The organism is Mameliella sp. CS4 (genome assembly GCF_019392335.1).
Lineage (GTDB): Bacteria > Pseudomonadota > Alphaproteobacteria > Rhodobacterales > Rhodobacteraceae > Antarctobacter.
The window spans coordinates 227,976-253,124 of record NZ_JAHXRQ010000001.1 but is presented as its reverse complement, the minus strand read 5'-3'; the positions used below and the strand labels follow the sequence as shown (position 1 = coordinate 253,124).

Sequence of the window (25,149 nt, the reverse complement as noted above, 5' to 3'; positions counted from 1 at the left end):
TGACTTGAAAAGCTGTTTGGCAGGGAGAGGTCCCGGGTCAAGCCCGGGACGGCGTCGCCTGCGCTCGCAGCTCAGCCCACCACGTTGAAGTCAGGCCCATAGGGGTAGCCGGTGATGTTCTCGGCCCCCTGCTCTGTGATGACCAGGATGTCGTGTTCGCGGTATCCGCCGGCGCCGGGCTGGCCGTCGGGGATGGTCAGCATCGGCTCCATCGAGATCACCATGCCCGGTTCCAGCACCGTGTCGATATCCTCGCGCAGTTCCAGTCCCGCCTCACGTCCGTAGTAATGCGACAGCACGCCGAAGGAGTGTCCGTAGCCGAAGGTCCGGTATTGCAGCAGATCGCGTTCGGCGAAGAAGGCGTTGATCTTGTGGGTAACCTCGGCACAGGACACGCCGGGCCTGAGCAGCGACATGCCGTATTCATGTGCGCCGACATTGGCCTCCCAGATCTTCAGGCTGTGGGCGTCGACATCCCCCACGAACAGCGTGCGTTCCAGCGCGGTGTAATAGCCGGAGATCATCGGGAAGGTGTTGAGCGACAGGATATCGCCGCGCTCCAGCATCCGGCCCGTGACCGGGTTGTGGGCGCCATCGGTGTTGATGCCGGACTGGAACCAGACCCAGGTGTCGCGATACTCGGCTTCGGGGAAACGCCTGGCGATCTCCAGTTCCATCGCGTCGCGGCCTGCCATTGCCACGTCGATCTCGCGGGTGCCTTCCGTGATGGCGTCCCGGATCGCGTAGCCGCCCACGTCGGCCACCTGCGCGCCGTGGCGGATCAACGCGATCTCGGCCTCGGACTTGTGCATGCGCTGGCGCATGGTGGCGGGGGCGATGTCGCTGGTGCTGGTGGGAGACAGAAAGCTGTCCATCAGCGCCTTTTGCGCCAGCGTCATGTGATCACCTTCATATCCCAGCGCCTTGCCGGTGCCGGTGACCGAGGCGATGGCGCGCCAGTAGTTGTTCCTCTCCCAGTCGGTGTAGGTGATGTTGTCGCCGTGGCTGCGCCGCCAGGGCTGGGCGGCGTCGATCCCGGCGCTGATTGTCACGCTTTCGGTAGGCGTCACGACAAGGCCGTAGGGACGCCCGAAGCTGCAATAGAGAAAGCCCGAGTAGTAGGCGATGTTGTGCATCGAGGTGAAGACCACGGCATCAAGCCCGGCCTCACCCATCGCTGCGCGCAGACCGGCAAGCCGGGTCTCGTATTCTTCCGGCGCGAACGGCAGGCACTTCTGACCCTGGTGAAACCGATAGTGTTGGGGACGTTCCATGAAACCCTCCTGAGGCGCGGCGGGGCCTTCCTCTGCCGCGCTGGCAAAGCAAGGTCCCGGCGTTCAGGACGGTTGAGGGGCTGAATAGTGGCGACGCCATCGCCTGCCCACTGTCAAAATGCTGCGTTGCGGCGGTGGGCGCAAGCCTGTTTGCGGCGTCCAAGTGTCGCGTTCGGGAGCGAGGGGCCAGCCCCTCGCGCTCCCCGGGAGTATTTTCGGAGAGAAGAAACACGAGGGCGGGTTGATCCGGTTGCTGGCGGCGTGCCTAACTCCCCGCGAAAGGAAGGGGCGCATGTCATTCGAGGTCGAGATACCGGGCGCGGGGGCGCCGGTCCTGTTCCTGCCCGGCTCTTACAGCACGGCGCGCGCCTGGGCCGGGGTGATGGAGCGGCTGGAGGGGCGGCGGCGGATCTCGGTCAGCCTGCCCGGCTATGGCGCGACGCCAGAGAGGCGCGGGCCAGACGGCGGGACGATGGCGGAAATGCTGGATTGGCTGGGCGAGGTGGCGGACAGGATCGGCACGCCCTTTCACCTTGTCGGGCATTCCTTTGGCGGGCAGATCGCGCTGGCGGCGGCACTGGCCGGAGAGTTGCCGCTGCTCAGCCTCGTGAGTTTCGAGGGCAACCCGATCTATGGGCGCCAAGCGGAGGCGGATTTCCCCTGGAGGGCCGAGACCGCCGAGATGCTGGCGCGGTTCTCCCGCGCGGTCGCGGCGGGCGATCCCGAGGCCCCGGCGCTGATCATCGACTACTGGAGCCGCCCGGGCACCTTCGCGGCGCTGCCCGGGCAGGTGCGGGCCTTCTGTGCGGCGGGGGCGGCGACCAACCTGCTGGACTGGAAGGCGGCGCAGACCTTTACGCCGGAGTTCGGGGATTTTGCGGATGTGCGCACGCCCTGCACGATCTGTCGGGGGAGCCTGGCCAATCCCGCCATCGTGGACGTCAGTGCGGCCCTGGTCGCGGCGATCCCGGACAGCCGCCTGAAGGTGGTGGAGGGGGCCGACCATTTCCTGATCTCGACGCATCCCGAGGACTGCGCAGCGATCGTTGCGGCGCAGCTGCACCGGGTGGAGGCGGCGGCGGGGTAAACCCCGCCCTACGCTGGGCCGGGGCTGGGGGGGCAGGGTCAGACCCCGCCCCAGATCTCCTCGGCGCAGCGCACCACCAGTTCCAGCTTGCGGCGCTGGTCGTCAGGCGTGATCGCGTTGCCATGTTCGGTCGAGGCAAAGCCGCATTGCGGGGCAATCCCCAGCTGGTCGATATCGGCGTATTTCGAGGCTTCCTCGATCTTCGACTTTACCCAGTCCACGGTTTCCAGTTCCGCGGATTTCGTCGTGATGAAGCCCGGCATGACGCGCTGTGTGCCCCTGGGCAGCAGGCGCAGTGGTTCCAGCCCGCCGGCGCGGTCGGTGTCATACTCCATGAAGAAGATGTCGACGCCGGTGGAAAAGATCGCCTCGGCGGCGAGGTCATAGGCGCCGCTTGCCGCATGGGTGGACTGGAAGTTGCCCCGGCACATGTGCATCCCGATCACCATGTCGGTGGGCCGGTCGGCGATCGCATTGCGCATCATCTCGGCGTATTTCCCGATCAGCCAGTCCGGGTCCAGCCCGGCCTCGGCCTTTTGCGCCCGGTGCTTCGGGTCGCAGAGATAGGCGAAAAAGATGTCGTCCATCTGCAGGTAGCGGCAGCCCGCCGCGTGAAAGGCGGCGACCGCCTTCTGATAGGTGCGGGTAATGTCGGCAAACAGCACCTCGAGATCCTCGTAGGGTTTGTGCCGCACGCGCGCCGGGTCCAGCCGGAAATGCAGGCAGGAGGGCCCGGGGATCGAGATCTTGGGGCAAACGGTGCTGTGCTCCGCGACAAAGCGGAAATGATCCAGCATCGGGTGATCCTCGGGGAAATCCAGCGGGCCGTTGATTGCCGGAAAGACGCCGGGCGATGTGACACCCTGGAAGTTGAAGCCTTCGCCCTCGTCTTCCTCGATCTCGTAGTTGGTCAGCATCCCCATGAAATCGTAGTGCCAGAAGGCGCGCCGCGCCTCGCCGTCGGTGACGGCCTTCAGGCCGACCTCTTCCTGCATGGCGATCAGTGCGGGGATTTCCGCGTCCTCGATGGCGGTCAACTCGGCCCCGGTGACGCCCTTTGCACGGGCCTCTGCGACCGCCTGCGGGCGCAAGAGGCTGCCGACGTGATCGGCGCGGAACGGGGGTGTGGGTCTGTCGGTCATGCTCTGTCCTCCCGGAGTTTCCGGGCAGAGAGTGCCCGGTATCTGTCGTATTGGAAACAGGGAAGGCGGGGTCAGGTTCCCGCGCGCGTCAGCCACAGCTTGTATTCCAGCACGGCGCCCGCGTTGCGGGCCGCCCGCAGCTTGGCCCGCATCAGCGCATAGGCGCGTTGGGGGTCGCGATGGTCTTCCCAGTTCTCTCCCTCGGCATCGGCGCCGATGATCTCCCAGCCGACGTCGCGCACCGGTTCGCGGAACCGGGTCGCCACGGCCTCCATCATCTGCACGCCTTCGCCGAATTTCAGCGCGTAGCGCGCCAGAGCATCGGCGCGGCCAGCGTCCAGCCAGGGCGTGCCCTTGCCCGATTGCGCGGCCCGGCGCCAGGTTTTCAACTCTGCCTCCGAGGGGCCGCCGGACGGAGAGAGGAAATCGGGGGCAAAGACCCGGGGATCACGCGGTCCGATCATTCGGGAAACAACTCGTAGAGGGTGGAATGCAACAGTTGCGGGCGGGCGCCGAAGCGCACCACCACGGTGTTCGTGGCTGGCAAAAGATAGACCACCTGCCCGCCGTGGCCTGCCATGTAGGCAAAGGGGCCCTGCAGGGCTTCGCCCGCGCGGTCCAGCACGTCGTGGCGCAGGTGCCAGCCATAGGCCCCGGCGCGGCGCGCATCCGGGGTGAGGTCCGGCAGAATCCAGTTGCGCCACAGCCCGTCGGGCAGGACGGGGTCCGCCGCTGTCCCGTTGCGCAGCAGGTCGTCCCCCACCTTCGCCCAGTCGCGCGGGGTGGCAAAAAGACAGCAATAGGCAGAAACGCGTCCGCTGTTGCGGTTCTTGCGCCACTCTGCCGGGGCAGCGCCGGCGGGATGCCAGATCTGGTCGCTCAGCACCTGTGGCAAGGGCGCATTGTAAACCTGTTTCAGCACCAGACCCAAAAGCGCGGTGTTGGCGCTCTGGTAGTGAAAGTCGCCGCGCAGCGTGGCGTCCGGACTCAGCCGCGGCAAGAGGTGCTCGATCCCGAAGGCATGCAGCCGCGCCACTGGCCCGAAGGGTGAAAAATCGGCGTCGTCCAGCGGCGCGTCCTTGTCGTCCTTGGGCGGTTCATAGCCCAGCGACAAGCCCGAGGTCATGTCCAGCACCTCACGCAGTGTGACGGCGGGCGCCTCCGGTCCGATCAGGTCGCGCAAGGGGGTGCCGAGGCCTTTGATGCGGCCATCTGCAACGGCGCGCAGCACCATCACCCCCACCAGAGACTTGACCAGCGAATAGGAATTCAGCCGTGTCCCGGGTCCGATGCCGGGGCCATAAACCTCATGCAATAGGTGCCCGTCGCGCATCACCAGCAGGGCCCGGCCCTCACTTGCCTCGAACCGCTGCACCGCTGGTGCGGGCAGGGGCGCGCCTTTGGACAGGGGCAGGTCCGGGCCCTCCACCAGCGCAAAACGCCCCTCGCCGGTCCAGACCGGCGGGGGAAAGCCCTCATGCCACAGCGCGGGAACCTGCGGGGCAAACAGCATCAGCCCCCGCCCGCCAGCGCCAGCACCGTGACCGCGGCAAGCGCGATATTGGCCGCGCGTCTCACACGCTCATGCAGATGTATTTCATCTCGAGGTAATCCTCGATTCCGTGGTGGCTGCCCTCGCGGCCCAGGCCCGATTGCTTGACGCCGCCAAAGGGGGCGACCTCGGTCGAAATGATGCCCGTGTTCACGCCGACGATGCCATATTCCAGAGCCTCGGCCACCTTGTAGACCCGGCTGAGATCCCGCGCGTAGAAATACGAGGCCAGGCCAAAGATCGTGTCATTGGCCATCTCGATCACCTCGTCCTCGTCCTTGAACCGGAACAGCGGCGCCATCGGACCGAATGTTTCTTCCCGGGCGACCTTCATGTCCTGGGTGACGCCGGTCAGGATCGCGGGCGTCATGAAGCTGCCCTCCTGCACCTCGCCGCCCTGCAGCAAGGTGCCGCCGTGGCTGGTGACATCGGCGATATGTTCGCGCACCTTGTCGACGGCGGACTGGTTGATGAGCGGGCCAAGATCGGTGCCCTCCTCCAGCCCGTCACCCACCTTCAGTTTCGCAACCGCTGCCGCCAGTTTCTGGGCAAAAGCGTCATAGACGCCGTCCTGCACGTAGATGCGGTTGGCGCAGACGCAGGTCTGGCCGTTGTTGCGGAACTTGCAGAGGATCGCGCCCTCGACCGCCGCGTCCAGATCGGCATCGTCGAAGACGATGAAGGGCGCGTTGCCGCCCAGCTCCATCGAGCATTTCAGAACCTGGTCGGCGGCCTGTTTCAACAGGATGCGGCCCACCTCGGTCGACCCGGTAAAGGTCAGCTTGCGCACCTTGGGGTTCTCGCAGAACTCCTTGCCCACGTCCGAGGACCGCGAGGAGGTGACGATGTTGAAGACCCCCGCCGGGATGCCCGCCCGTTCCGCCAGCACCGCCAGCGCGGTGGCTGACAGGGGTGTCTCGGCGGCGGGACGCCCGACAAAGGCGCAGCCGGCGGCCAGCGCCGGCGCGGCCTTGCGGGTGATCATGGCGATGGGGAAATTCCAAGGCGTGATCGAGGCGGCGACGCCGATGGGCTGTTTCAGCACGGTGATGCGCTTGTCGCGCTGGTGGCCGGGGATGGTTTCGCCGTAGATGCGCTTGGCCTCTTCGCCAAAGAACTCGATGAAGCCCGCGCCATAGGCCACCTCGCCCTTGGCCTCGGCCAAGGGCTTGCCCTGTTCGGCGGTCATGATCAGGCCAAGATCGTGCTGGTTCTCCATCAACAGGTCGAACCACTTGCGCAGGACGACGGCGCGTTCCTTGCCAGTCCATTTCGCCCAGTCCTTCTGCGCGGCAAAAGCGGCGTCGATGGCCTCTCCCACCTGCGCACGGGTCAGGTCGGCGACCTCGGCGATCACGTCGCCGCGCGCCGGGTTGGTGACGTCGAAACTGGCCTCGCCCTCGATCCAGCTGCCGTTCACATAGGCGCGGGCCTCCAGAAGGCCGGGATCGGACAGAAGGCTCTTCAGATTGGTGGCATCGTCGCGCATTGTCAGTATCCTCCGTTCAGGTTTGGCACAGGCTGACCATCCCGTGCCCGTGAAGTATAGGGCCAAAATGGAGAAAGACATGGACCTCGACGACGCTTATGCCAATGCCACTCATATCCCCGGGGCCGAGGCGTATCCGCCGCGTTGGGCCGCCGAGGCCGAAGCCTATCGCAAGCGTCTCGGGGTGACGGGCAAGGCGCGGCTGGGCCTGATGTACGGTCATGGAACGCGTCAGGCACTGGATCTGTTCCTGCCCGATACGCCGCCTCGGGGGCTGGTGGTCTTTGTCCACGGCGGCTACTGGCTGCGCTTCGACCGCTCCGACTGGTCTCATCTGGCCGAGGGCGCGCGGGCGCAGGGATGGGCGGTGGCCATGCCCTCCTACGATCTTTGCCCAAGGGTGCGGATCTCCGACATCACTCGGCAGGTGGCGCAGGCCGTGGCCGTGGCCGCCGCCGAGGTGCCGGGGCCGATCCGGTTGACGGGGCATTCCGCCGGCGGGCATCTCGTGGCGCGCATGGGGGCGGTGCTGGAGCCGGAGTTGCTGGCGCGCGTGGCGCATATTCTGCCGATCTCGCCGGTCGCGGACCTGCGGCCGCTGATGCAGACCTCGATGAACGCGGACCTGCGCATCGACGCAGGCGAGGCGCGCGCCGAAAGCCCGATTTACGCCCCGCCGCCGCCCTCGCCGGTGACGGTCTGGGTCGGCGGAGACGAGCGCCCCGCCTTCCTCGCCCAGGCGCGCAAGCTTTCCGAGGTCTGGGACTGCGGGCTGGTGGTGGATGAGGGCAAACACCATTTCGACGTCATCGACGGGCTGGCAGATCCCGAAAGCCGAATGGTGGCAAAGCTGCTCGACCGGTAGTGCCAGCCGAAATGTTGGCTTTGGAGTATTTTGGGAGAGAAGAAGCCAAAAGCGCGCGCCTGCGGTTTCTTCTCTCCGAAAATACTCCGGGGGTGAGGCCGAAGGCCGAGGGGGCAGCGCCCCCATGTTGGGGTCTCCGGCCAGCAGCGAAAAAATCTGGTAAGGTTTCCAAGGATTGCGTGCTGCCCCGCGTCTCACTCATGTGATGCGCATGGATGTCAGCGACGAATCCCTTGCCCGAGCGGCAGCAGATGGTGACCGGCAGGCCTTTGCGCTGCTGGTGGAACGGGTCTACGACCGGGTCTACGGCTACGCGGTCAAGCTCACCGGCAGCCGGACCGAGGCCGAGGACCTGGCGCAGGATCTCTGTGCCGCTCTGCCCGCCAAGCTGCAGAGCTTTCGGGGCGAGGCCAAGCTGACCACATGGCTTTATCGCATCACCGTGAACGCCGCCCGGGACAGGTTCCGGCGCGCCGCCACCCGTGCCCGCGCCGCCGATGGCTGGGGGGACTGGGAGCTGGCGCGCCAGGCCGAGATCGCCGAGGCGGCGGAACGCGTGAATTGGTTGATGCAGGCCATGTCGGGCCTTGGTGTCGATCTGCGCGAAACCCTCGCGCTGGTCCTTGACGGGGTCACCCACAAGGAGGCGGCGCAGATCCTCGAGGTCTCCGAGGGCACCGTCAGCTGGCGGATCTCGGAGGCCAAGAAAAAACTGAAGGCGATGCAGGAGGCCGAGGCATGAGCGACGATCTGGACGATCTGAAACGCGCATTCGACGCGGGCCTACCCGGGCCCGACCCCGACACGCGTGCCGAGGCGATTGCCCTGGCGATGAAAAACTTCGACCGTGTCCAAGAAAGCGATGCGCTGGCGCGTCAGACCTCTGAACCCACCCGAGAGGGGGGCGTTTTCAGAGGAGCCAGACAGATGCTTGCCAATATTTCGAACCGTGGATTTTTGACCGCCACCACCGCCATTGCCGCCGTCGCGATGGTGGCCCTGATCCCGGTCCTGCGCGACAGCCAGCCGCCGCAACCGGAAATCCTGATCCCGGGCGAGGACGCGCGGACCGTGCTCGAAGGCGGTCCGGTGGCCGACCCGTCCCTTGTGGTCGAGGAGGCGCCGGACCCCGCGGATGTCCTGACCCGCGATGCGCCGGTCGTCTCGACCAGCAAGAAGTTCGATCCCTCGGCGCGTCAGGCCGGGCCGGTGACGACAGGGCGCCCGATGGCCGACCCGTCGCCGCAACCCCCGACGCCGCCCAGTGGCGCCCTGCGCAACCGGACCATCGCGCCCGCCTCGCCGGGCGCGGGCGGCGGGATCAGCCTTGAAACCGGTGTGCTCAACCTCAAGCACAGCGCACCGGCGCCGCTGCCCGATCCTGTGATCGTCGCGCCCGACGACAATACCGAGGCCTTCCCCGAGGCCGAGGACAACCCGATCAAGGTCACGGCGGATTCGCCGGTCTCGACCTTTTCGATCGACGTGGATACGGCCTCTTGGTCCTACATCCGCAATGCGTTGAACCGCGGGCAACTGCCGCCGAAGGACTCGGTTCGGATCGAGGAGATGGTCAACTATTTCTCCTACGATTACCCGGCACCTGAGGGGGATGCGCCCTTTGCCACCCATGTCGGCGTCAGCGACAGCCCCTGGGTCGAAGGTACACAAATCGTCCACATCGGGTTGCAGGGCATGCTGCCGGATGAGCGCCCGCCGATGAACCTGGTGTTCCTGGTGGACACGTCCGGGTCGATGAACAGCGCCGACAAGCTGCCGCTGCTCAAGCAGAGCTTTCGCCTGATGCTGGGCCAGCTGGGCGAGAATGACACCATTGCCATCGTCACCTACGCGGGCAGCGCAGGCCTCGCGCTGGAACCCACCAAGGCGACGGAGCGTGAGACGATCCTGGCCGCGCTGGACCAAATGCACGCGGGCGGCTCGACCGCAGGGCAGGCGGGGCTGCAACAGGCCTATGCCACCGCCGCGCAGATGGCGAAGGACGGTGACGAGGATGCGGTCAGCCGGGTGATCCTGGCCACCGATGGCGATTTCAACGTCGGCATCAGCGGTCCCGATGACCTCAAGGACTTCATCGCCGACAAACGGGACGAGGGCACATACCTGTCGGTGCTGGGCTTTGGCCGGGGTAACCTGGACGATGCGACGATGCAGGCGCTGGCGCAGACCGGCAACGGCATTGCCAGCTACATCGACACGCTGGCCGAGGCGCAAAAGGTGCTGGTGGACCAGTTGACCGGCGCGCTGGTGCCCATCGCCGATGACGTCAAGATCCAGGTCGAGTGGAACCCGGCGCTGGTCGCCGAATACCGCCTGATCGGCTACGAGACCCGCGCGCTTCGCCGCGAGGATTTCAACAATGACAAGGTGGACGCGGGTGAAATCGGCGCCGGGCACCAGGTGACGGCCCTTTACGCGATCACCCCCGTGGGCTCTCCCGCCCGCATGACCGATCCGCTGCGCTATGCCGCGGGGGATGCGGCGCCGGTGGCCGATGACACGGGCGAGCTGGGCTATCTGCGTCTGCGCTACAAGGCGCCGGGCGAGGATGAAAGCCGCCTGATCGAGACGCCGATCATGGCCGATGCCGCACCGCTGGCAGAGGCGGACTGGGCGCTGGCCATCGCCGGTTTCGGCCAGATCCTGCGCGGCTCGGACCTGATCGGAGACTGGAGCATGGGCGACGCCATCGCGCTGGCGCAAGGCGCGCGCGGCGAGGACCCCTTTGGCTACCGACAGGGGGCGATCACGCTGATGCGCCTGGCGCAAAGCCTCCAGCAGTGAACCGCTGTCCCGGGCCTGCCCCGGGACCTCTCCCTTGCCCCCTGCGCCTGTCGCAGGGGGCATTCGCCTGTGCGACGGGCATCTTATGATCTTACCGTCACCAAAGCGTCACGCGCATGTTACCTCTAGGCGCCTATCCCCCGCGTACCAATCAACAGGGGGACTCCATGCATTTCCGCGTCCTTTGCCTGACGAGCGCTCTGGCCCTTGCCGCCAACGCCGCCACGGCAGACATGAACTTCAACCGCATCGCCTCGTTCGGCACCTATCTGAACATGGCCGACGGCGAAGACCTTTCGCGCACCACCTCGGCCGAGATCATCGCCGCCACCGCGGACGGCATGACACTGGTCTATACCGACAGCCCGCTGGGGGTGGTCGGCCGCGTCGACATCACCGACCCCGCCAAGCCGGCGCCGCTGGGTAATGTCGCGCTGAACGGTGAACCGACCGCCGTCGGCATCGTCGGCTCGACCGCCTTCGTCGGTGTGAACACCTCCGCCAGCTTTACCGATCCCTCGGGCCACCTGGCGATCATCAATGTCATGTCCGGTGAGATCACGGCCACCTGCGACCTCGGCGGCCAGCCGGATTCGGTTGCCGTGTCCAAGGATGGCACCCGCATCTCGATCGCCATCGAGAACGAGCGGGACGAGGACCTGGGCGATGGCCGTGTCGGCCAGCTGCCCGCCGGGTTCCTGGTGATCGGTGAACTCAAGGACGGCGCGCTGGCCTGTGACGACCTGGTCAAGGTCGAGATGACCGGCCTCACCGACATCGCCCCGGAAGATCCCGAGCCCGAGTTCGTCGACATCAACGCCCTGGGCGAGACCATCGTCACTTTGCAGGAGAACAATTACCTGGTGGTGGTTGGTGCCGATGGCTCGATCCTCAATCATTTCTCCGCCGGTGCCGTCGATCTGGACAAGATCGACACGCTGGACGAGCGCGGCTCGCTCGACTTCGACAAGTCGCAGAAGGGCCGCAAGCGCGAGCCCGACGCCGTCAAGTGGATCGACGACGACCACTTTGCCATCGCCAACGAGGGTGACATGGACGGCGGGTCGCGCGGCTGGACCATCTTCTCGAAATCCGGCGAGGTGGTCTATGACTCCGGCGTCTCTTTTGAACATGCCGTGATCCAGATCGGCCACTACCCGGACAAACGGTCCGACGCCAAGGGGGTAGAGCCCGAGTCGATCGAAACCGCTGACTTCGACGGCACGCCGATGGTCTTTGTCGGCGCCGAGCGTGCCTCGGTTGTCGGCGTCTACGACGTGACCGATCCGACCGCTCCGGTCCTCAAGCAGATCCTGCCTTCGGGCATCGGGCCGGAGGGGTATGTTGCCATCCCGTCCCGCAACCTGCTGGTCTCGGCCAACGAGGAAGACCTGATCGAGGACGGCGGCGTGCGCGCGCATGTCATGATCTTCCAATACCAGGACGCCGACGCGATGTACCCGACGCTGACCTCCGAGGGCGCAGACCAGTTGATCGGCTGGGGCGCGATTTCGGGCATGGTGGCGGATGCGGACGGCATCGTCTGGGCCGTGAACGACAGCTTCTACGGCTTCCAGCCCTCAATCTTCAAGATCGACACCACGCAGACCCCGGCGCGCATCGTGGACGTGATCCGCGTGCATCGCGCCAATGGCGATGCCGCGCAAAAGCTGGACCTCGAAGGCATCGCGCTGGACGGCAACGGCGGCTTCTACCTCGCCTCTGAGGGCCGGACGGAACGCGGCATCCCGCACGCGATCTACCACGTCACCGCCGATGGCCTGATCAAGACCAACTCGGCCGAGATCATCATCCCCGCGGAACTGGCCGCCGTCGAAAAGCGCTTTGGCTTCGAGGGCATCACCCGCGTCGGCGACACCCTGTGGATGGCGGTTCAGCGCGAATGGGCGGATGATCCCGAAAACCACGTCAAACTGGTCTCCTACAACATCGAGACCAAGGAATGGGGCGCTGTGCTCTATCCCAAGGCCCAGCCGGAAAAAGGTTGGGTCGGCCTGTCCGAGATCGTGGCGCATGGCGATTTCATCTACGTCATCGAGCGTGACAACCAGATCGGCGCCAATGCAGTGACGAAAAAGGTCTACCGCATCCCGATGGCCGACATGGTGCCCGCCGCGCTGGGCGGCGACCTGCCGGTCGTGACCAAGGAAGAGGTCCGCGACCTGATCCCCGACCTGAAGGCCTTTGGCGGCTATGTCGTGGACAAGGTCGAAGGCCTGGCGATTTTCCCGGACGGCACGGTCTGGGTCTCGACCGACAACGACGGCGTGGACGACAGCTCGGGCGAAACCTTCTTCTGGATGTTCAAACTCTGAAAGCGGGCACCGGCCTGAACACGAACGCCCCGTGGGAGACCGCGGGGCGTTTTCACATGCGTAGGGCGGGGTTCACCCCGCCGCTCCGGGTCCACCCCCGCCGTGAATAGCACTTTGGTGCATATTGATTCAGAGAATCCTTGCCTTTTGGCACCTCCCCCGCAACCGTAAGGGCAATAATGCAAGATAATGCATTTTGTGCCGGGCAAACCGGCATCCTCGGGAGGAGAAAACATGTTCGACAAAGGCACCAACCCGCTGGCTGCGGGTGACATTCTCAATGCGCTCGAAGCGGCGCTTTATCGTGGCCGTATCGGGCGCCGTCGCTTCATGCAGCTGGCGCTGGCCACCGGTGCCTCGCTGAGCGCCGCGCGCGCAATGGCGCAAGAGGGCGGCGACGCCGCCATCACCCAGCTCTACAATGCGCAGAACCTGGCCGATTCCTACGATTACATCGTTGTCGGCTCCGGCTCCGGCGGCGCCACCGTTGCGGGCCGGCTGGGGGAAACCGGGGCCTCCGTCCTCGTGCTCGAGGCCGGCGACACCGACCAGATCGAGGCGGTGCTGAACCCGGCCATGTGGCCCACCAACCTGCGCGGCGAACGCGACTGGGGCCATACCGCCGATGCCACCGACAAGGTGAACGGCCGCCAGCTGATCCTGCCGATGGGCAAGGTCGTGGGCGGCGGCTCGTCAATCAACGTTCAGATCTGGGCGCGCGGCCACAAGAACGATTTCGACATGTGGGCTGCCGAGGCGGGGGACGACGCCTGGAGCTACGACAACGTGCTGGAGATCTACAAGCGGATCGAGGACTGGCAGGGCACGCCCGACGCCGACCGGCGCGGCAGCGGCGGGCGCGTCTGGGTCGAACAGGTGCAGGACCCGAACCCTGTTGCGCCTGCCATGCTGACCGCCTGCGAAAGCGTCGGCATCCCCGCCTATGCCGACATGAACGGCGTCATGATGGAACGTGAGGGCGGTGCCGCCTTGGCCAACGTGCGCATCAAGGATGGCCGCCGCGTGAACGTGCCGCAAAGCTACCTCTACCCGGTGCTGAAACAGGGCAACGTCACCCTGTTGACCGGGACCGAGGCGATGACACTGATCATGGAGGGGACCACCTGTAAAGGTGTCAATTTCGTCCACGATGGACAGATGAAATCGGCCCGCGCGACCCGCGTGATCCTCGCCGCGGGCGCGATCAACACACCCAAGATGCTGATGCTCTCGGGCATCGGACCCAAGGCAGAGCTGGACCGGATCGGGGTGGAAGCCCGTGTCGACCTGCCCGGTGTCGGTCAGAATTTCCAGGATCACGTCCTGGTGGCGGGCTGTATCTGGGAATACAAAGAGGCGCTGCCGCCAAGGAACTCGCTGGCCGAGGCGACCTTCTTCTGGAAAAGCGACGGCGCGCTCGATGGCCCCGACATGCAGCCTTTCCAGATCGAGGTGCCCTATGCCACTGAGGTCACCGGCCCGGCCTACACGCCGCCCGCCGGGGCCTGGACCCTCTCACCCGGGCTTGTCCGGCCGAAAAGCCGGGGCCGCGTCTACCTGGAAAGCAGCGATCCGATGGCGCAGGCCAAGGTGGATGCCCAGTTCCTGTCGCATCCCGACGATCTCAAGACAGTGGTCCACGCCATCGAGCTTTGCCGCGAGATTGGCAATTCCGACGCCATGAAGGATTTCGTCAAGCGCGAGGTCATGCCGGGCGCGCTCTCGCCCGCCGAGATGCAGGATTTCGCGAAAAACGCCGCCGGGACCTATTTCCACCAAAGCTGCACCTGCAAGATGGGCCGGGATGAGATGTCCGTGGTCGATGGCAAGCTCTCAGTCTACGGCGTCGAGGGGCTGACCATCGCCGATGCCTCGATCATGCCGCGGGCGACCACCGGCAACACGATGGCACCGACGGTCATGATCGGAGAGCGGGCCGCCGACATCCTGCTGGCCTGAGATCTTTCGGGGCGGAGTGGCAAGGATGCGCCCCGCCCCAGCTTCTTCTCTTTGAAAATACATCTGGGGGGAGGACCGAAGGGACGGGGGGCAAAGCCCCCTTATTCCGGATGGGACAGCAAGTCGGGCAGGGCCTCTGCCAGCAGGTCCCAGACGATGCGCACGCGCGGGCTGGTGCGCAGCTCTCGGTGTGCGACCAGCCAGATCGGAAAGCGAAAGGTCACATCCGGCAGGACACGCCGCATCTCGGGCGCGGCATCGCCCAATCCGCAGGGCACCGTGCCCAGCCCCACGCCCGCGCGCGCCATTTCCCAATGCACCGTGTGCGACGAGGTCAGCACCGGGAAATGCGTCGGCGTGACCGGGATGCCCCGTTTCTGCAGGGCCTCCATGAACTTGGTGTTGTCGGCAAAGCCGATGAACTCCGCGCGGGTGAGGTCGGTAGGATCGGTGATCGGGCCCAGTCGTTCCAGGTAATCGACAGAGCCGTAGAACGTGCCTTCGTCCTCGCCGACCCGCTTGGCGATCAGGTCCGGTTCCTCGGGGCGGGCGTTGCGGATGGCGATATCGGCCTCGCGGCGGCGCAGGTCGCGGATCTCGTTCGAGGCGACCACTTCCAGCGTGATTCCCGGCGCCACGTCGCGCAACCGGCGGGCAATGCGCGGCATCAGCCAGGCGGAATAGACCTCGGACGCGGTGACCGCCACATGCCCCGAGGCGGCCTGCGCCTGACCGGAGGCGGCCAGCGACACGCCCACCGCCGCCTCACCCATCGCGCGGACATGGGCCATCAGCTGGGTGCCGGCCTGGGTCAGCACCAGGCCCCGCCCGACCCGTTCGAACAGGACAAGGCCCAGTTCCTCTTCCAGCGCCGTCACCTGCCGGCCCAGCGTCGGCTGGGTCATCCCCAAGGCGCGCGCAGCGGCAGAGAGCGAGCCCTCCTCGGCGGTGACGAGAAAGGCCCGCGCGCGGTTCCAGTCAAAGGTGACAGAGTGCCAATCCATGCAGGAATGCATGGCGATGGCGGGCGACTTGTCAATGGCGCAGTGATCCCGCAGAAAAAAACGCCCCGGACAGATCGTCCGGGGCGCATTACTCACACGAGGGTCTTGGGGTCAGTTGACGGCTTCGGCGTCAACGACGTCCTTCTCCACCATTTGGGTGTCCGGCTTGGCGATTGCAATGCGCCGCGGTTTCAGCGCCTCGGGAATCTCGCGCTTCAGGTCGATGTGCAGCATGCCGTTTTCATGCGTGGCCCCCTGGACCCGGACGTGATCAGCCAAGTGGAACCGGCGTTCAAAGGCGCGGGCCGCGATGCCGCGATGCAGATAGGATTTGCCGTCGTCGTTGTCGGCCTTGCGGGCCGAGACCACCAGCGCCTGTTCTTTGACCTCGACCGAGAGGTCTTCGTCGGCGAAACCGGCCACGGCAATCGAGATGCGATAGGCATCATCGGCGGTTTTCTCGATGTTGTAGGGGGGATAGCCCGGCTGAGCGCTGTCGCTGGCCAGAACGCGGTCCATCATGTCGGCGATCTGGTCGAAACCGACAGTGGCACGGTAGAGCGGGGCAAAATCGAAATGTCGCATGGAATCCTCCGTTTGAGCGATACCTGTCTATGGTGCGCCTTCCCTCATGGGACAGGCGTCGAAAGACCCGGAACCCTGTCATAGGCGTCCCGGTGCAAATGAAATTGGGGAGCGTTCGGGGCGGTTTCAAGCCCCTCAGGGCCGCACGAAGCGTGCCCCCGTCTCGCGCCGGTCCCCGGCGGCCAGGCGGTCAATCCCCGCGCCCGGGTTGCGCTCGGCGGCCAGCGCGGTCCGCAGCGCCTCCAGCGGCGCGCCCAGACCGCTGGCCAGGGCCACGGGCCTGCCGTTGGCCTGCGCCTTGGACGAGACCACGGAAACGATCTGCGCCACCCCGTCGCGCAGCCGGAAGACCGGAGAGCCCGAGGCGCCGAAATCCACCACGCAGGACAGCACCAGCATTCCGTCCTGCCGCGCCAGCACCGCGCAGGTTTCCTGCAGCGAAGGCGCCTCTGACCGGTCGCGGGCATAGGACACCACGCCCACCTCTTCGCCCTTGGACGGGCCGGGGCCGACCTGGAATGGCGTGATGGTGGTGTTGCGGATCGGGTGTTGCAGCTCGATCAGGGCCAGGTCGTGGCGGACACGGTCCGTGCTGGCCTGCGCGCCATAGACGAATTCCGGATGCGGCACCGCCTTGCGCACCAGCCGGTAGGCCGCCGCGCGCCCATTGCGCCATCCGGCCAGGAACTGCATGTCCTCCACCGCGACGCGCGAGCCTGTCTCGGGGTCATAGAGGCAATGCGCCGCTGTCAGCACCAGTCGGGGTGCGATCAGCGCGCCAGTGCAAAAGGCGCTACCGGCGATCTCGAGCCGCCCGACCGCCTCCCATCCGCGGCCGTCCTCGGCCGATTCCATGCTGAAAAGACTCTGGGCGCCCGCCGAGGTGCCCAGGAGCCAGAGAGAGAAGACCAGAAAGAGCCGCACTGAACCGTTGTCCTATACCTTTGGTTACAAATTTTCACGGCATCTGGGCAAAATTGAGGCAAAGGCGCCGCATTTACAGACTGTTCCTGTCAGGTCAACGATCGCGGTTTGGGCCCCCCGGTCGCCCAGTCCAACAGCTCGACCGTATGCACGACAGGCACGCCGGTCCCGCTGCCGATCTGCATCATGCAGCCGATGTTCCCGGCGGCGATCACTTCCGGTTTCTGGGCCTCCAGCGTGCGCACCTTTCGGTCTTTCAACTTGGCCGAGATTTCCGGCTGCATCAGGTTGTAGGTCCCCGCGCTGCCACAGCACAGGTGGCTGTCGGCGGGTTCCACCACCTCGAAACCCGCGCGTTTCAGCAGGTCCTTGGGCGCGCTTTTCACCTTTTGCCCATGCTGCAGCGAACAGGCGGCGTGATAGGCCACGCGCAGGCCCCTGGCCTCGCCTTGGGGGATGTCCAACCGGGTCAGCAATTCGCTGATATCCATCGCGATCCCCGAGACGCGCTGTGCATCCCCGGCCAGGGCGTCCTGCGCGAACATATGGCCATAATCCTTGACCGTGGTGCCGCAGCCAGAAGTGTTGATGACGATGGCGTCCAGCCCCTCACCGTCCATCTCATCGGTCCAGGCGCGGATGTTCTTCGCCGCCGTCGCATGGCTCTCGGTCGTCTTGCCCATGTGATGGGTCAGTGCCCCGCAACAGCCCGCGCCCTTGGCCACCACCACTTCGCAGCCCAGCCGGGTCAGCAGGCGGATGGTGGCGTCGTTGATGTCGGTGTTCAGCGCCTTCTGCGCACAGCCGGTCATCAGTGCCACGCGCATCTTCTTTTCGGACTTGGGCGCGAAACTCTGCGGATCGTCGTTGCGGCTGACCGGGGGGATCCTGTCCGGCGCCATGTCCAGCATCGCCCGTAGCCGCGCGTCGGGGATCAGCCCGCGAAACGGCTTGCCGATCTTGGCCGCCAGCAAGGCCACCCGGAACCGCCGCGGGTAGGGCAGGATGCGCGCCAGCGTCCAGCGCAGCGCCTTGTCGTGCCAGGGCCGGTCATAGTGTTTCTCGATGTAGTCGCGCGCATGATCGACCAGGTGCATGTAGTGCACACCCGACGGGCAGGTCGTCATGCAGGCCAGACAGGACAGGCAGCGGTCGATATGCTTCACGGTCTTCTCGTCCGGCACACGCTCGTTCTCCAGCATGTCCTTGATCAGGTAGATGCGGCCCCGGGGGCTGTCCAGCTCGTCGCCCAGAACCTGGTAGGTGGGGCAGGTGGCGGTGCAGAACCCGCAGTGCACGCAGCTGCGCAGGATCTGGTTGGCGCGCGCGGTGCCCGCGTCCTTCAGTTGCTCTTCGGTGAAATTCGTCTGCATGTCAGTCCATCATCTGGGCCAGGGCCAGGCCAAACCAGGGGAGCGCGCAGGCCACCAGCGCGCCACGTTTCGTCCATCGGCTGTGCGCCGCGCCGGGCAGCCGCCGTCTCAGGGCCTGCGCCACCATGACCACCGCCAGCACCCATCCGGTCCAGAGCGCGGCCAGTGAGGCCAGCGCCGACCGCTCCTGCAGGAACAGCGCCAGCGCGGAGGCCAGGATGACCGCCAGCGCCAGGGCGATCAGCGCCTCGAGCGTGTTCGGCAACCGCAACAGGGCCGCCCCCAGCAAGGGCGCGGCGACAAAGCCCATGACAAAGAGGATCAGGACCGGATTGGCCATCAGGCCATGATCCCGGGGTTCAGCATGCCGCGCGGATCGAACCGGGCGCGGATGCCCGCGCTCAGCGCCGCCACGGCGGGCGGTTCCGGCTGAAACACCGGCAGGTCCAGCCGCGTCTGTTCCGAGGCACGGATCAGCGTCGCATGCCCTTTCAGCCCGCTGGGCCGCAGGTCGGTCCCCGGCGCACATTCTATCCAGATCAGCCCGCCGCCCCAGTCGTACAGCACACGCTCGACCGGGTGCGCCGCGCGCAACTGCGCCACCAGCCCCGGCGCCTCGCTGGGCCTCACGGAGAATTTCCAGACGTCGCCGCCGGTGCCCTGCATGATCTCCACATCCCGCACCCAGCGCCAGAGCGCGGCAACCCGCTGCGGGTCCGTCTCGACCCTCACGGAACGCTCCGCGAACATTTCCTGCAGCTTGCCGGTCCGATAGGCGACCGACCCGGCAAATCCTTCCAGCCGCAGCAGGGTCAGCGGATGCTCTCCGGGCCCGCCCGGCGCATGGGCCGCGCCGGTCACCTCGAAAGGCGAGGTCAGGGCCCGGCTCATCACCTCTTGCGCTGCCGCTTCGTCCAGCCCGTCGATCAACAGGCAGGCGGTGGTTTCGGGCACGGGCAGCACCTTGAGGCTGACCTCGGTCAGCACCCCCAGCGTGCCCCAGCTGCCGCACATCAGCTTGACCAGGTCATAGCCGGTGACATTCTTCATCACCCGCCCGCCGTTCTTGATCACCTGTCCGGCGCCATCGACAAATCGCACGCCCAGCATGAAATCACGGGCCGCCCCGCCCTGCACCCGGCGTGGTCCGCTGACATTGCCGGCGACCACGCCGCCGATTGTCGGCTCACCCGTGGTGCCCAGCAACCCGCGATGATCCATCGGCTCAAAGGCCAGCCGCTGCCCCTCCGCGGCAAGGGCCGCCTCGATCTCGGCCAGTGGCGTGCCCGCCTGCGCCACCAACGTCAGCGCGCCCGGCTCATACAGCGAGATGCCCGACAGGCCACCCGTCTCCAGCACCTCCGCCGCGGTTGTCACGCCAATCGCCCGCGTCCCGCCGCCGCGGATGTGAAAAGCTGCACTGGCGCCCGCGATCACTTCGGCCAGTTCCGTTTCGCTCTCAGGTCTCATGCGCCACGCTCCTGGCTTCTTCTCTCCAAAAGTACCTCCGGGGGTGTGGGGGCTGGCCCCCACTACTCCGCCGCCAGCGCGACGTTGCGCCTTGCGTCCGAGGCCGCCAGGGGAAACACCTTGGCCGGGTTCAAGAGCCAGGCCGGGTCAAAGACATCCTTGACCGCCATCTGCGCCTCCAGGTCGACCGGGCCGTATTGATCCACCATCAGGTCCCGCTTCTCGATGCCCACACCATGCTCGCCGGTCAGGCAGCCGCCCACCTCGACGCAAAGCTTCAGGATCTCCGCGCCGAAGGCTTCGCAGGTCTCCAGCTGGCCGGGCTGGTTCGCGTTGAACAGGATCAGCGGGTGCATGTTGCCGTCACCGGCGTGAAAGACATTGGCCACGTCCAGGCCGAATTCCTTGGACATCTCGCCGATGCGGCGCAGGACATAGGGCAGCTCGTTGACCGGGATCGTCCCGTCGAGGCACATGTAATCGTTGATGTTGCCCATCGCACCAAAGGCGGATTTGCGGCCCAGCCAGATCCGCGCCGCCTCGTCCGCGCTCTGCGCCTCGCGCAGTTCCACCGGGTTGTGACGCCGGGCGATCTGCAGGATCAGGCCCAGCTGTTCGTCGATCTCCGCCGGGCTGCCTTCGACCTCGACGATCAGCAAGGCCTCGCAATCCGGATAGCCCGCCTTGGCGAAATCCTCGGTGGCGCGGATGCAGGGGCGGTCCATGAACTCGATCGCCACCGGCAGCACACCCGCCTTGATGATGTCGCTGACACAGGCGCCCGCCACCTCGTTGGAGTCGAACCCCATCAGGACGGGCCGCGCGCCTTCGGGTTTGCGCAGGATACGCAGCGTCGCCTCGGTCACCACGCCCAGCTGCCCCTCGGAGCCGCAGATCAGGCCCAGCAGGTCCAACCCGCCGGCGTCCAGATGGGCGCCGCCGATCTCGACCACGGTGCCGTCCATCTGCACCATCGTGACTCCCAGCAGGTTGTTCGTCGTCACCCCGTATTTCAGGCAATGTGCCCCGCCCGAGTTCATCGCGATGTTCCCGGCAATCGCGCAGGCCAACTGCGACGAGGGGTCTGGCGCGTAAAAGAAATCCTCTTCCTCGACGGCGCCGGTCACGCTCAGGTTGGTGCGCCCGGTCTGCACGCGGATGATGCGGTCGGCGTAATCCACCTCCAGCACATCGTTCATCCGCGCCACGCCCAGGATCACCGAATCCGCCGTCGGCAGCGCCCCCCCGGCCAGCGAGGTGCCGGCACCGCGCGGCACCACCGGAACGCCTTCCTCGTGGCAGAGTTTCAGCACGGCCGCGACCTCCTCGGTCGAGGAGGGCAGCACCGCCGCCAGGGGCGGACAGCGATAGGCCGTCAGCGCGTCACATTCATAGGCGCGCGTCTCCATCTCGTCCTCTATCACCGCGTCGGCGGGCAAAACGCTGCGCAACCGCTCGACGATCCGCGCCTTGCGGGCCAGGATGGCGGGGTTCGGCTCTGGCATCTGCATTTCAGGTCTCCTCGGGCGCGGTGGCATCGGGGCAATTGGTAAGAAGATATAACCAAAATCACCCGTGCGCCACCGGGAATCGCGCTGCGGCTGCGCGGCATCTTGCCATTTTTCCGGCTACAGGGTCAGGTGCGCGCATGAGCTGGGTCAAGATCATTCATATTTTGTGCGTCATGGGCTGGATGACCTCCATCTTTGCCGTGCCCCGCGCGATCATCTACTGGAAGCGCGAACACGCGCGCCTGGGCGAAAACGGACCGCTGGGCGATCTGACATACCGGCTCTACCGGTTTTCCTTCGGGCTTGGCGTGATCGCCATCCTCACTGGTGTCTGGTACGGGATCTGGCTGGGCTGGCCTGCCTGGCTGCACCTGAAGGCCACGCTGGTTGTGCTGCTGGCGGCGCATTACCTCTGGACCGGGCGGCTGGTCCGGCGGGCGCAGAAGGGTGTGTTCACCGAAAGCGACTTGTACCTGCGGATCTTCAACGAGGTCAGTGTGATCGGCACCATCGCGATCCTCTGGGTCGTCGTGGCCCAGCCGTTCTGATGACCTGGGAGACGCTGCGCGACGGGTTCACCCTGTGGGATGCCGCCGCCGTGGCCTGGCTGTTGCTGGCCTGGCAAGGCGCCAGCTGGCTCATCGAACACCCGCCAAGGCGGCGGCCTTCGACCTCGGTCATCATGGCCGACTATCGCCGCTCCTGGATGAAGGTCTTTGTCACCCGCAACCCGCGCATCTTCGATTCGCAAATCGTCAACAGCCTGAGGCAGGGCACGTCCTTCTTTGCCTCGGCCAGCATGATCGCGATCGGCGGCGGCTTTGCCCTGATCGGCAATGCCGACCGGCTGCGCGGGGTGGCGCAGGATCTGGCGCCCTCGGTCGATCCGGTGGTGGTGCTGGAGATCAAGATCATGGTGATGATGCTGTTCGCCGCCAACGCCTTTCTGAAATTCGTCTGGTCGCATCGCCTGTTCGGCTATGCCTCGGTGCTGATGGCGGCGGTGCCGAATGAGCCGGAACACCCGGCGGCCTACCCCCGCGCCCGCAAGGCGGGAGAGATCAACGTGACCGCCGCGCGCAGCTACAATCGCGGGCTGCGGTCGGTCTATTTCGGCATCGCCGCCTCTGCCTGGCTGGTGGGGGCCTGGGCGCTGATCCTTGCAACGCTGGTCACCCTGGCGGTGATCCTGCGTCGAGAGTTCACCTCCGCCTCGCGCGAGGTGCTGCTGGAAAACAGCGACAAGATGGAATGACCCCGTCCCGGACCTGATCCGGGACCTCCCTCCGCGCTTCGTGATCCACAGGGCGGTGCGGGGCTGATAGGGTGGCCTCATGCGACACCTGATCCCCCTATTGTTCGTGGCGGCCCCGGCCCTGGCCGATCCGCCGCAGATCGAGGCCGTCGAGGCCAGCCAGACGGGCGGCGCTTGGCGCTTTGCCGTCACCCTAAGCCACCCGGACACCGGGTGGGATCACTATGCCGATGGCTGGCGCGTGGAACTGTCGGACGGGACGGTTCTGGGCACCCGAGAGCTGTTGCATCCGCATGTGAACGAACAGCCCTTTACCCGGTCGCAATCCGGCATCGCGATCCCCAAGGGGGTGTCGCGGGTCAGGATCCGCGCCAAATGCTCGGTGGACGGCTGGACCGGGGAAACCACGGTCTTCGACCTTCCGTAGGGCGGGGTTCACCCCGCCGCCCCGCCGGCCGCAAAGCGCCTCAGCTCCGCCCTTCGCGCATCCAGGCGCCCACGATCAGCCCGGCGGCCAGCAGCAGCACCAGCCATTCCGGTGCCAGCGGCGTCTGGCGCACGTCCAGCGTCTCATAGGCTTCGCGCGGGGTCAGCCCGATCCAGCCGCGCCCGGCGGCAGGCCGCCCGGCACGCACCTCGCGGATCGAGGGCAGCCCCTCTTCCAGCCGCATCACCCCGCCGCGCATCTCGTCGATGATCGGGCTCAGCGCCGCGCCCGAGGCGATGGTCTGGACAAATTCTCGCGGCGCCGAGGGGCCAAGGCCCACCACCGCAGAGAGCGCATTCTCTTCCAGCCCGTATAGCCCGATCTGCGGCCCGTCATAGATCGCCTCGTAGCGGCCCGGGCTGACCTCTGTCAGCGGCACCTGTACCTCGCCGCCATCGGGCGTGGTCACGGTCACGTCGCCGACAAACTCGTTCAGGGTGCGGCGCACGATGCGCATGCTCTGCCCGGCGGGTTCGGCCCAAAGCGCCTCTTCCTCCAGCTCGGGTTCCTTCATCATCCAGTGGGCCAGCCGCCGCAGCAGGTCCAGTTGCGGGCCGCCGCCTTCGTAACCCCGGCTCCACAGCCAGGCCTGGTCCGAGGCCAAGAGCGCCACGCGCCCCTCACCCACGCGGTCCAGCACCAGCAGGGGCCGGTCGTCCACGCCGGACATGACCACGTCGCCCTTGATCGGTTGCACCTCGATCTGGCGCAGCCAGCGACCCCAGCTATCGGCCCCGGTCAGGCCCGAGGTCACCGGGTGGCGCTGGCCCAGGTCGGTCACGGCAGGCCGATAGCCCTGGTCGACCACCCGCGCGGTCGGTTCGGCGGGCAGGATGTCAGCCAGCGGCGAGCGATAGATCGAGTCCGCCGAGGCGAAATCCGGTCCCGCCGCGACCAGCACGGCGCCGCCCTTTTCGACATAGTTGCGCACGTTATCGAGGTAGATCGCGGGCAGTATGCCACGCCGCTTGTAGCGGTCGAAGATGATCAGGTCGAAATCGTCGATCTTGTCCAGGAACAGCTCGCGCGTGGGAAAGGCGATCAGCGACAGTTCGTTGACCGGCACGCCATCCTGTTTTTCCGGCGGGCGGAGGATGGTGAAATGCACCAGGTCCACGGAAGAGTCCGATTTCAGCAGGTTGCGCCAGGTGCGCCCGCCCGCGTGCGGCTCGCCCGAGACCAGCAGCACCCGCAGCCGGTCGCGCACGCCGTTGATCTGGATCAGCGCCTTGTTGTTGCGGTCGGTCAGCTCTCCATCCGCTTCGGGGACGGTGAATTCGATCACGTTCAGCCCGCCGTGGGGCAGGGTGATCGGCAGGGTCAGATCCTCGCCGATGGGCACGGTGAACCGATCCGGCTCATCCCCGTCGACCGAAATCAGGATGTCGGTGCGGGTATCGCCGGGCGCGGCGCCACTGTCCTCGATCCGCAGGGTCAGTTCGACCTCTTCGCCCAGGATGGCAAAGGACGGGGCGTTGCGCACGATCAGGCGGCGGTCCCAGTCGTCCTCCTTGCCGGTCATCAGCAGGTGCATCGGCGCGGGCAGGTCGGGGGCGCGTTCAAGGTCATGCAGGCGGCCGTCCGACAGCAGCAGGATACTGGCGATCCGCCCGCGCGGCTCCTCGGCCAGGGCATTGGACAGGGCCGTCATCAACAGCGTGCCGGCGTCACCTTCGCCATCGGGAACGGGAATGCGGCGCACCTCGGTATTGGGGCGCGCGTCCAGCTGTGCTTCCAGCCGCGCGGCGGCCTCGGTGGTGATGTCGGCACGCTCTGCCAGCTGTTGCGAGGCGGTCTCGTCCACCAGCATCAGCACGATATCTGACAGGGGGGCGCGGTCCTCGACCTGGTACGAGGGCTGTGCCAGCGCACCTACCAGCACCACGCCCGCCAGGAACCGGAGCGCCCAGCCCGACAGCCCGCGCCACAGCGCCAGGCCCGTGCCCAGAAGCGCCAGCGCCGCCAGTATGGCAATCGCCGCCCAGGGGAGCAGCGGGTCGAATACGATCTGTCCGTTCATCTCTGCTCTCG

Annotated in this window: 22 protein-coding genes; 9 read left to right on the top strand and 13 right to left on the bottom strand. The window is 66.4% G+C overall.

The window, feature by feature from the left end:
• Positions 1–71: 71 nt before the first annotated feature.
• Positions 72–1,274 (bottom strand): aminopeptidase P family protein, encoded by a 1,203-nt coding sequence (locus KZZ07_RS01210; RefSeq protein WP_219511212.1) that lies wholly within the window; start codon positions 1,272–1,274, stop codon positions 72–74.
• Positions 1,275–1,566: 292 nt separating this feature from the next.
• Between KZZ07_RS01210 and KZZ07_RS01205 the strand changes: the two genes are divergently transcribed.
• Positions 1,567–2,361 carry an alpha/beta fold hydrolase gene (locus KZZ07_RS01205; RefSeq protein ID WP_219511210.1) on the top strand — a complete coding sequence of 265 codons (795 nt, stop codon included), beginning with the start codon at positions 1,567–1,569 and terminating at the stop codon, positions 2,359–2,361.
• Between the two features lie 38 nt (positions 2,362–2,399).
• Here the strand turns inward: KZZ07_RS01205 and KZZ07_RS01200 are convergent, their stop codons facing one another.
• The 4 genes from KZZ07_RS01200 to KZZ07_RS01185 form a co-directional block, all read right to left on the bottom strand.
• Positions 2,400–3,503: a 5-methyltetrahydropteroyltriglutamate--homocysteine S-methyltransferase gene (locus KZZ07_RS01200; protein ID WP_219511206.1), complete on the bottom strand. Its 1,104-nt coding sequence runs from the start codon at positions 3,501–3,503 to the stop codon at positions 2,400–2,402.
• A 71-nt stretch (positions 3,504–3,574) separates the two neighbouring features.
• Positions 3,575–3,967: a hypothetical protein gene (locus tag KZZ07_RS01195; RefSeq protein ID WP_219511204.1), complete on the bottom strand. Its 393-nt coding sequence runs from the start codon at positions 3,965–3,967 to the stop codon at positions 3,575–3,577.
• Positions 3,964–5,016: a serine hydrolase domain-containing protein gene (locus KZZ07_RS01190; RefSeq protein ID WP_219511201.1), complete on the bottom strand. Its 1,053-nt coding sequence runs from the start codon at positions 5,014–5,016 to the stop codon at positions 3,964–3,966. The genes KZZ07_RS01195 and KZZ07_RS01190 overlap by 4 nt, the downstream gene beginning before the upstream one ends.
• A gap of 61 nt (positions 5,017–5,077) precedes the next feature.
• A complete protein-coding gene (locus KZZ07_RS01185; RefSeq protein WP_219511196.1) occupies positions 5,078–6,544 on the bottom strand; it encodes an NAD-dependent succinate-semialdehyde dehydrogenase in 1,467 nt (488 codons plus the stop codon).
• Positions 6,545–6,623: 79 nt separating this feature from the next.
• Here KZZ07_RS01185 and KZZ07_RS01180 point away from each other — a divergent pair, with 79 nt between their 5' ends.
• From KZZ07_RS01180 to KZZ07_RS01160, 5 genes are all read left to right on the top strand, one after another.
• Complete coding sequence (locus KZZ07_RS01180) at positions 6,624–7,409, top strand: hormone-sensitive lipase (protein WP_219511193.1); 786 nt, start codon at positions 6,624–6,626, stop codon at positions 7,407–7,409.
• Positions 7,410–7,620: 211 nt separating this feature from the next.
• Entirely contained in the window at positions 7,621–8,151 is a 531-nt protein-coding gene (locus KZZ07_RS01175) for an RNA polymerase sigma factor (RefSeq protein ID WP_219511189.1), read from the top strand.
• Positions 8,148–10,214 carry a vWA domain-containing protein gene (locus tag KZZ07_RS01170; RefSeq protein WP_219511176.1) on the top strand — a complete coding sequence of 689 codons (2,067 nt, stop codon included), beginning with the start codon at positions 8,148–8,150 and terminating at the stop codon, positions 10,212–10,214. The genes KZZ07_RS01175 and KZZ07_RS01170 overlap by 4 nt, the downstream gene beginning before the upstream one ends.
• A gap of 167 nt (positions 10,215–10,381) precedes the next feature.
• Positions 10,382–12,550 (top strand): esterase-like activity of phytase family protein, encoded by a 2,169-nt coding sequence (locus KZZ07_RS01165; RefSeq protein ID WP_219511173.1) that lies wholly within the window; start codon positions 10,382–10,384, stop codon positions 12,548–12,550.
• Positions 12,551–12,784: 234 nt separating this feature from the next.
• Complete coding sequence (locus KZZ07_RS01160; RefSeq protein WP_219511170.1) at positions 12,785–14,509, top strand: GMC family oxidoreductase; 1,725 nt, start codon at positions 12,785–12,787, stop codon at positions 14,507–14,509.
• Between the two features lie 101 nt (positions 14,510–14,610).
• Here KZZ07_RS01160 and KZZ07_RS01155 read toward each other — a convergent pair whose 3' ends face one another.
• The 7 genes from KZZ07_RS01155 to KZZ07_RS01125 all read right to left on the bottom strand — a co-directional run bounded on the left by KZZ07_RS01155 (position 14,611) and on the right by KZZ07_RS01125 (position 21,376).
• Positions 14,611–15,513, bottom strand: a complete 903-nt coding sequence (locus tag KZZ07_RS01155; RefSeq protein WP_219511167.1) for a LysR family transcriptional regulator — start codon at positions 15,511–15,513, stop codon at positions 14,611–14,613.
• Between the two features lie 111 nt (positions 15,514–15,624).
• Positions 15,625–16,098 (bottom strand): Hsp20 family protein, encoded by a 474-nt coding sequence (locus tag KZZ07_RS01150; RefSeq protein ID WP_219511162.1) that lies wholly within the window; start codon positions 16,096–16,098, stop codon positions 15,625–15,627.
• Positions 16,099–16,233: 135 nt separating this feature from the next.
• Positions 16,234–17,022, bottom strand: a complete 789-nt coding sequence (locus tag KZZ07_RS01145; protein ID WP_300434708.1) for a trypsin-like serine peptidase — start codon at positions 17,020–17,022, stop codon at positions 16,234–16,236.
• An 89-nt stretch (positions 17,023–17,111) separates the two neighbouring features.
• The gene (glcF, locus tag KZZ07_RS01140) at positions 17,112–18,395 is read right to left on the bottom strand and encodes a glycolate oxidase subunit GlcF (protein WP_219511147.1); all 1,284 of its coding nucleotides are present in this window, start codon (positions 18,393–18,395) and stop codon (positions 17,112–17,114) included.
• A 1-nt stretch (position 18,396) separates the two neighbouring features.
• Positions 18,397–18,735, bottom strand: coding sequence for a hypothetical protein (locus KZZ07_RS01135; RefSeq protein ID WP_219511127.1), 339 nt, complete (start codon positions 18,733–18,735; stop codon positions 18,397–18,399).
• A complete protein-coding gene (locus tag KZZ07_RS01130) occupies positions 18,735–19,865 on the bottom strand; it encodes an FAD-binding protein (protein ID WP_219511123.1) in 1,131 nt (376 codons plus the stop codon). The genes KZZ07_RS01135 and KZZ07_RS01130 overlap by 1 nt, the downstream gene beginning before the upstream one ends.
• 62 nt (positions 19,866–19,927) lie before the next feature.
• Entirely contained in the window at positions 19,928–21,376 is a 1,449-nt protein-coding gene (locus KZZ07_RS01125) for an FAD-linked oxidase C-terminal domain-containing protein (RefSeq protein ID WP_219511106.1), read from the bottom strand.
• A gap of 137 nt (positions 21,377–21,513) precedes the next feature.
• Between KZZ07_RS01125 and KZZ07_RS01120 the strand changes: the two genes are divergently transcribed.
• The 3 genes from KZZ07_RS01120 to KZZ07_RS01110 all read left to right on the top strand — a co-directional run bounded on the left by KZZ07_RS01120 (position 21,514) and on the right by KZZ07_RS01110 (position 23,058).
• On the top strand, positions 21,514–21,924 hold the full coding sequence (locus KZZ07_RS01120; protein ID WP_219511076.1) for a CopD family protein: 411 nt from the start codon (positions 21,514–21,516) through the stop codon (positions 21,922–21,924).
• Positions 21,924–22,631, top strand: a complete 708-nt coding sequence (locus KZZ07_RS01115) for a DUF599 domain-containing protein (protein ID WP_219511075.1) — start codon at positions 21,924–21,926, stop codon at positions 22,629–22,631. Before KZZ07_RS01120 ends, KZZ07_RS01115 begins: the two co-directional genes overlap by 1 nt.
• Positions 22,632–22,710: 79 nt before the next feature.
• Positions 22,711–23,058, top strand: a complete 348-nt coding sequence (locus KZZ07_RS01110; RefSeq protein WP_219511063.1) for a hypothetical protein — start codon at positions 22,711–22,713, stop codon at positions 23,056–23,058.
• 40 nt (positions 23,059–23,098) lie between these two features.
• Here the strand turns inward: KZZ07_RS01110 and KZZ07_RS01105 are convergent, their stop codons facing one another.
• A complete protein-coding gene (locus KZZ07_RS01105) occupies positions 23,099–25,138 on the bottom strand; it encodes a glutamine amidotransferase (RefSeq protein WP_219511060.1) in 2,040 nt (679 codons plus the stop codon).
• Positions 25,139–25,149 lie beyond the last annotated feature (11 nt).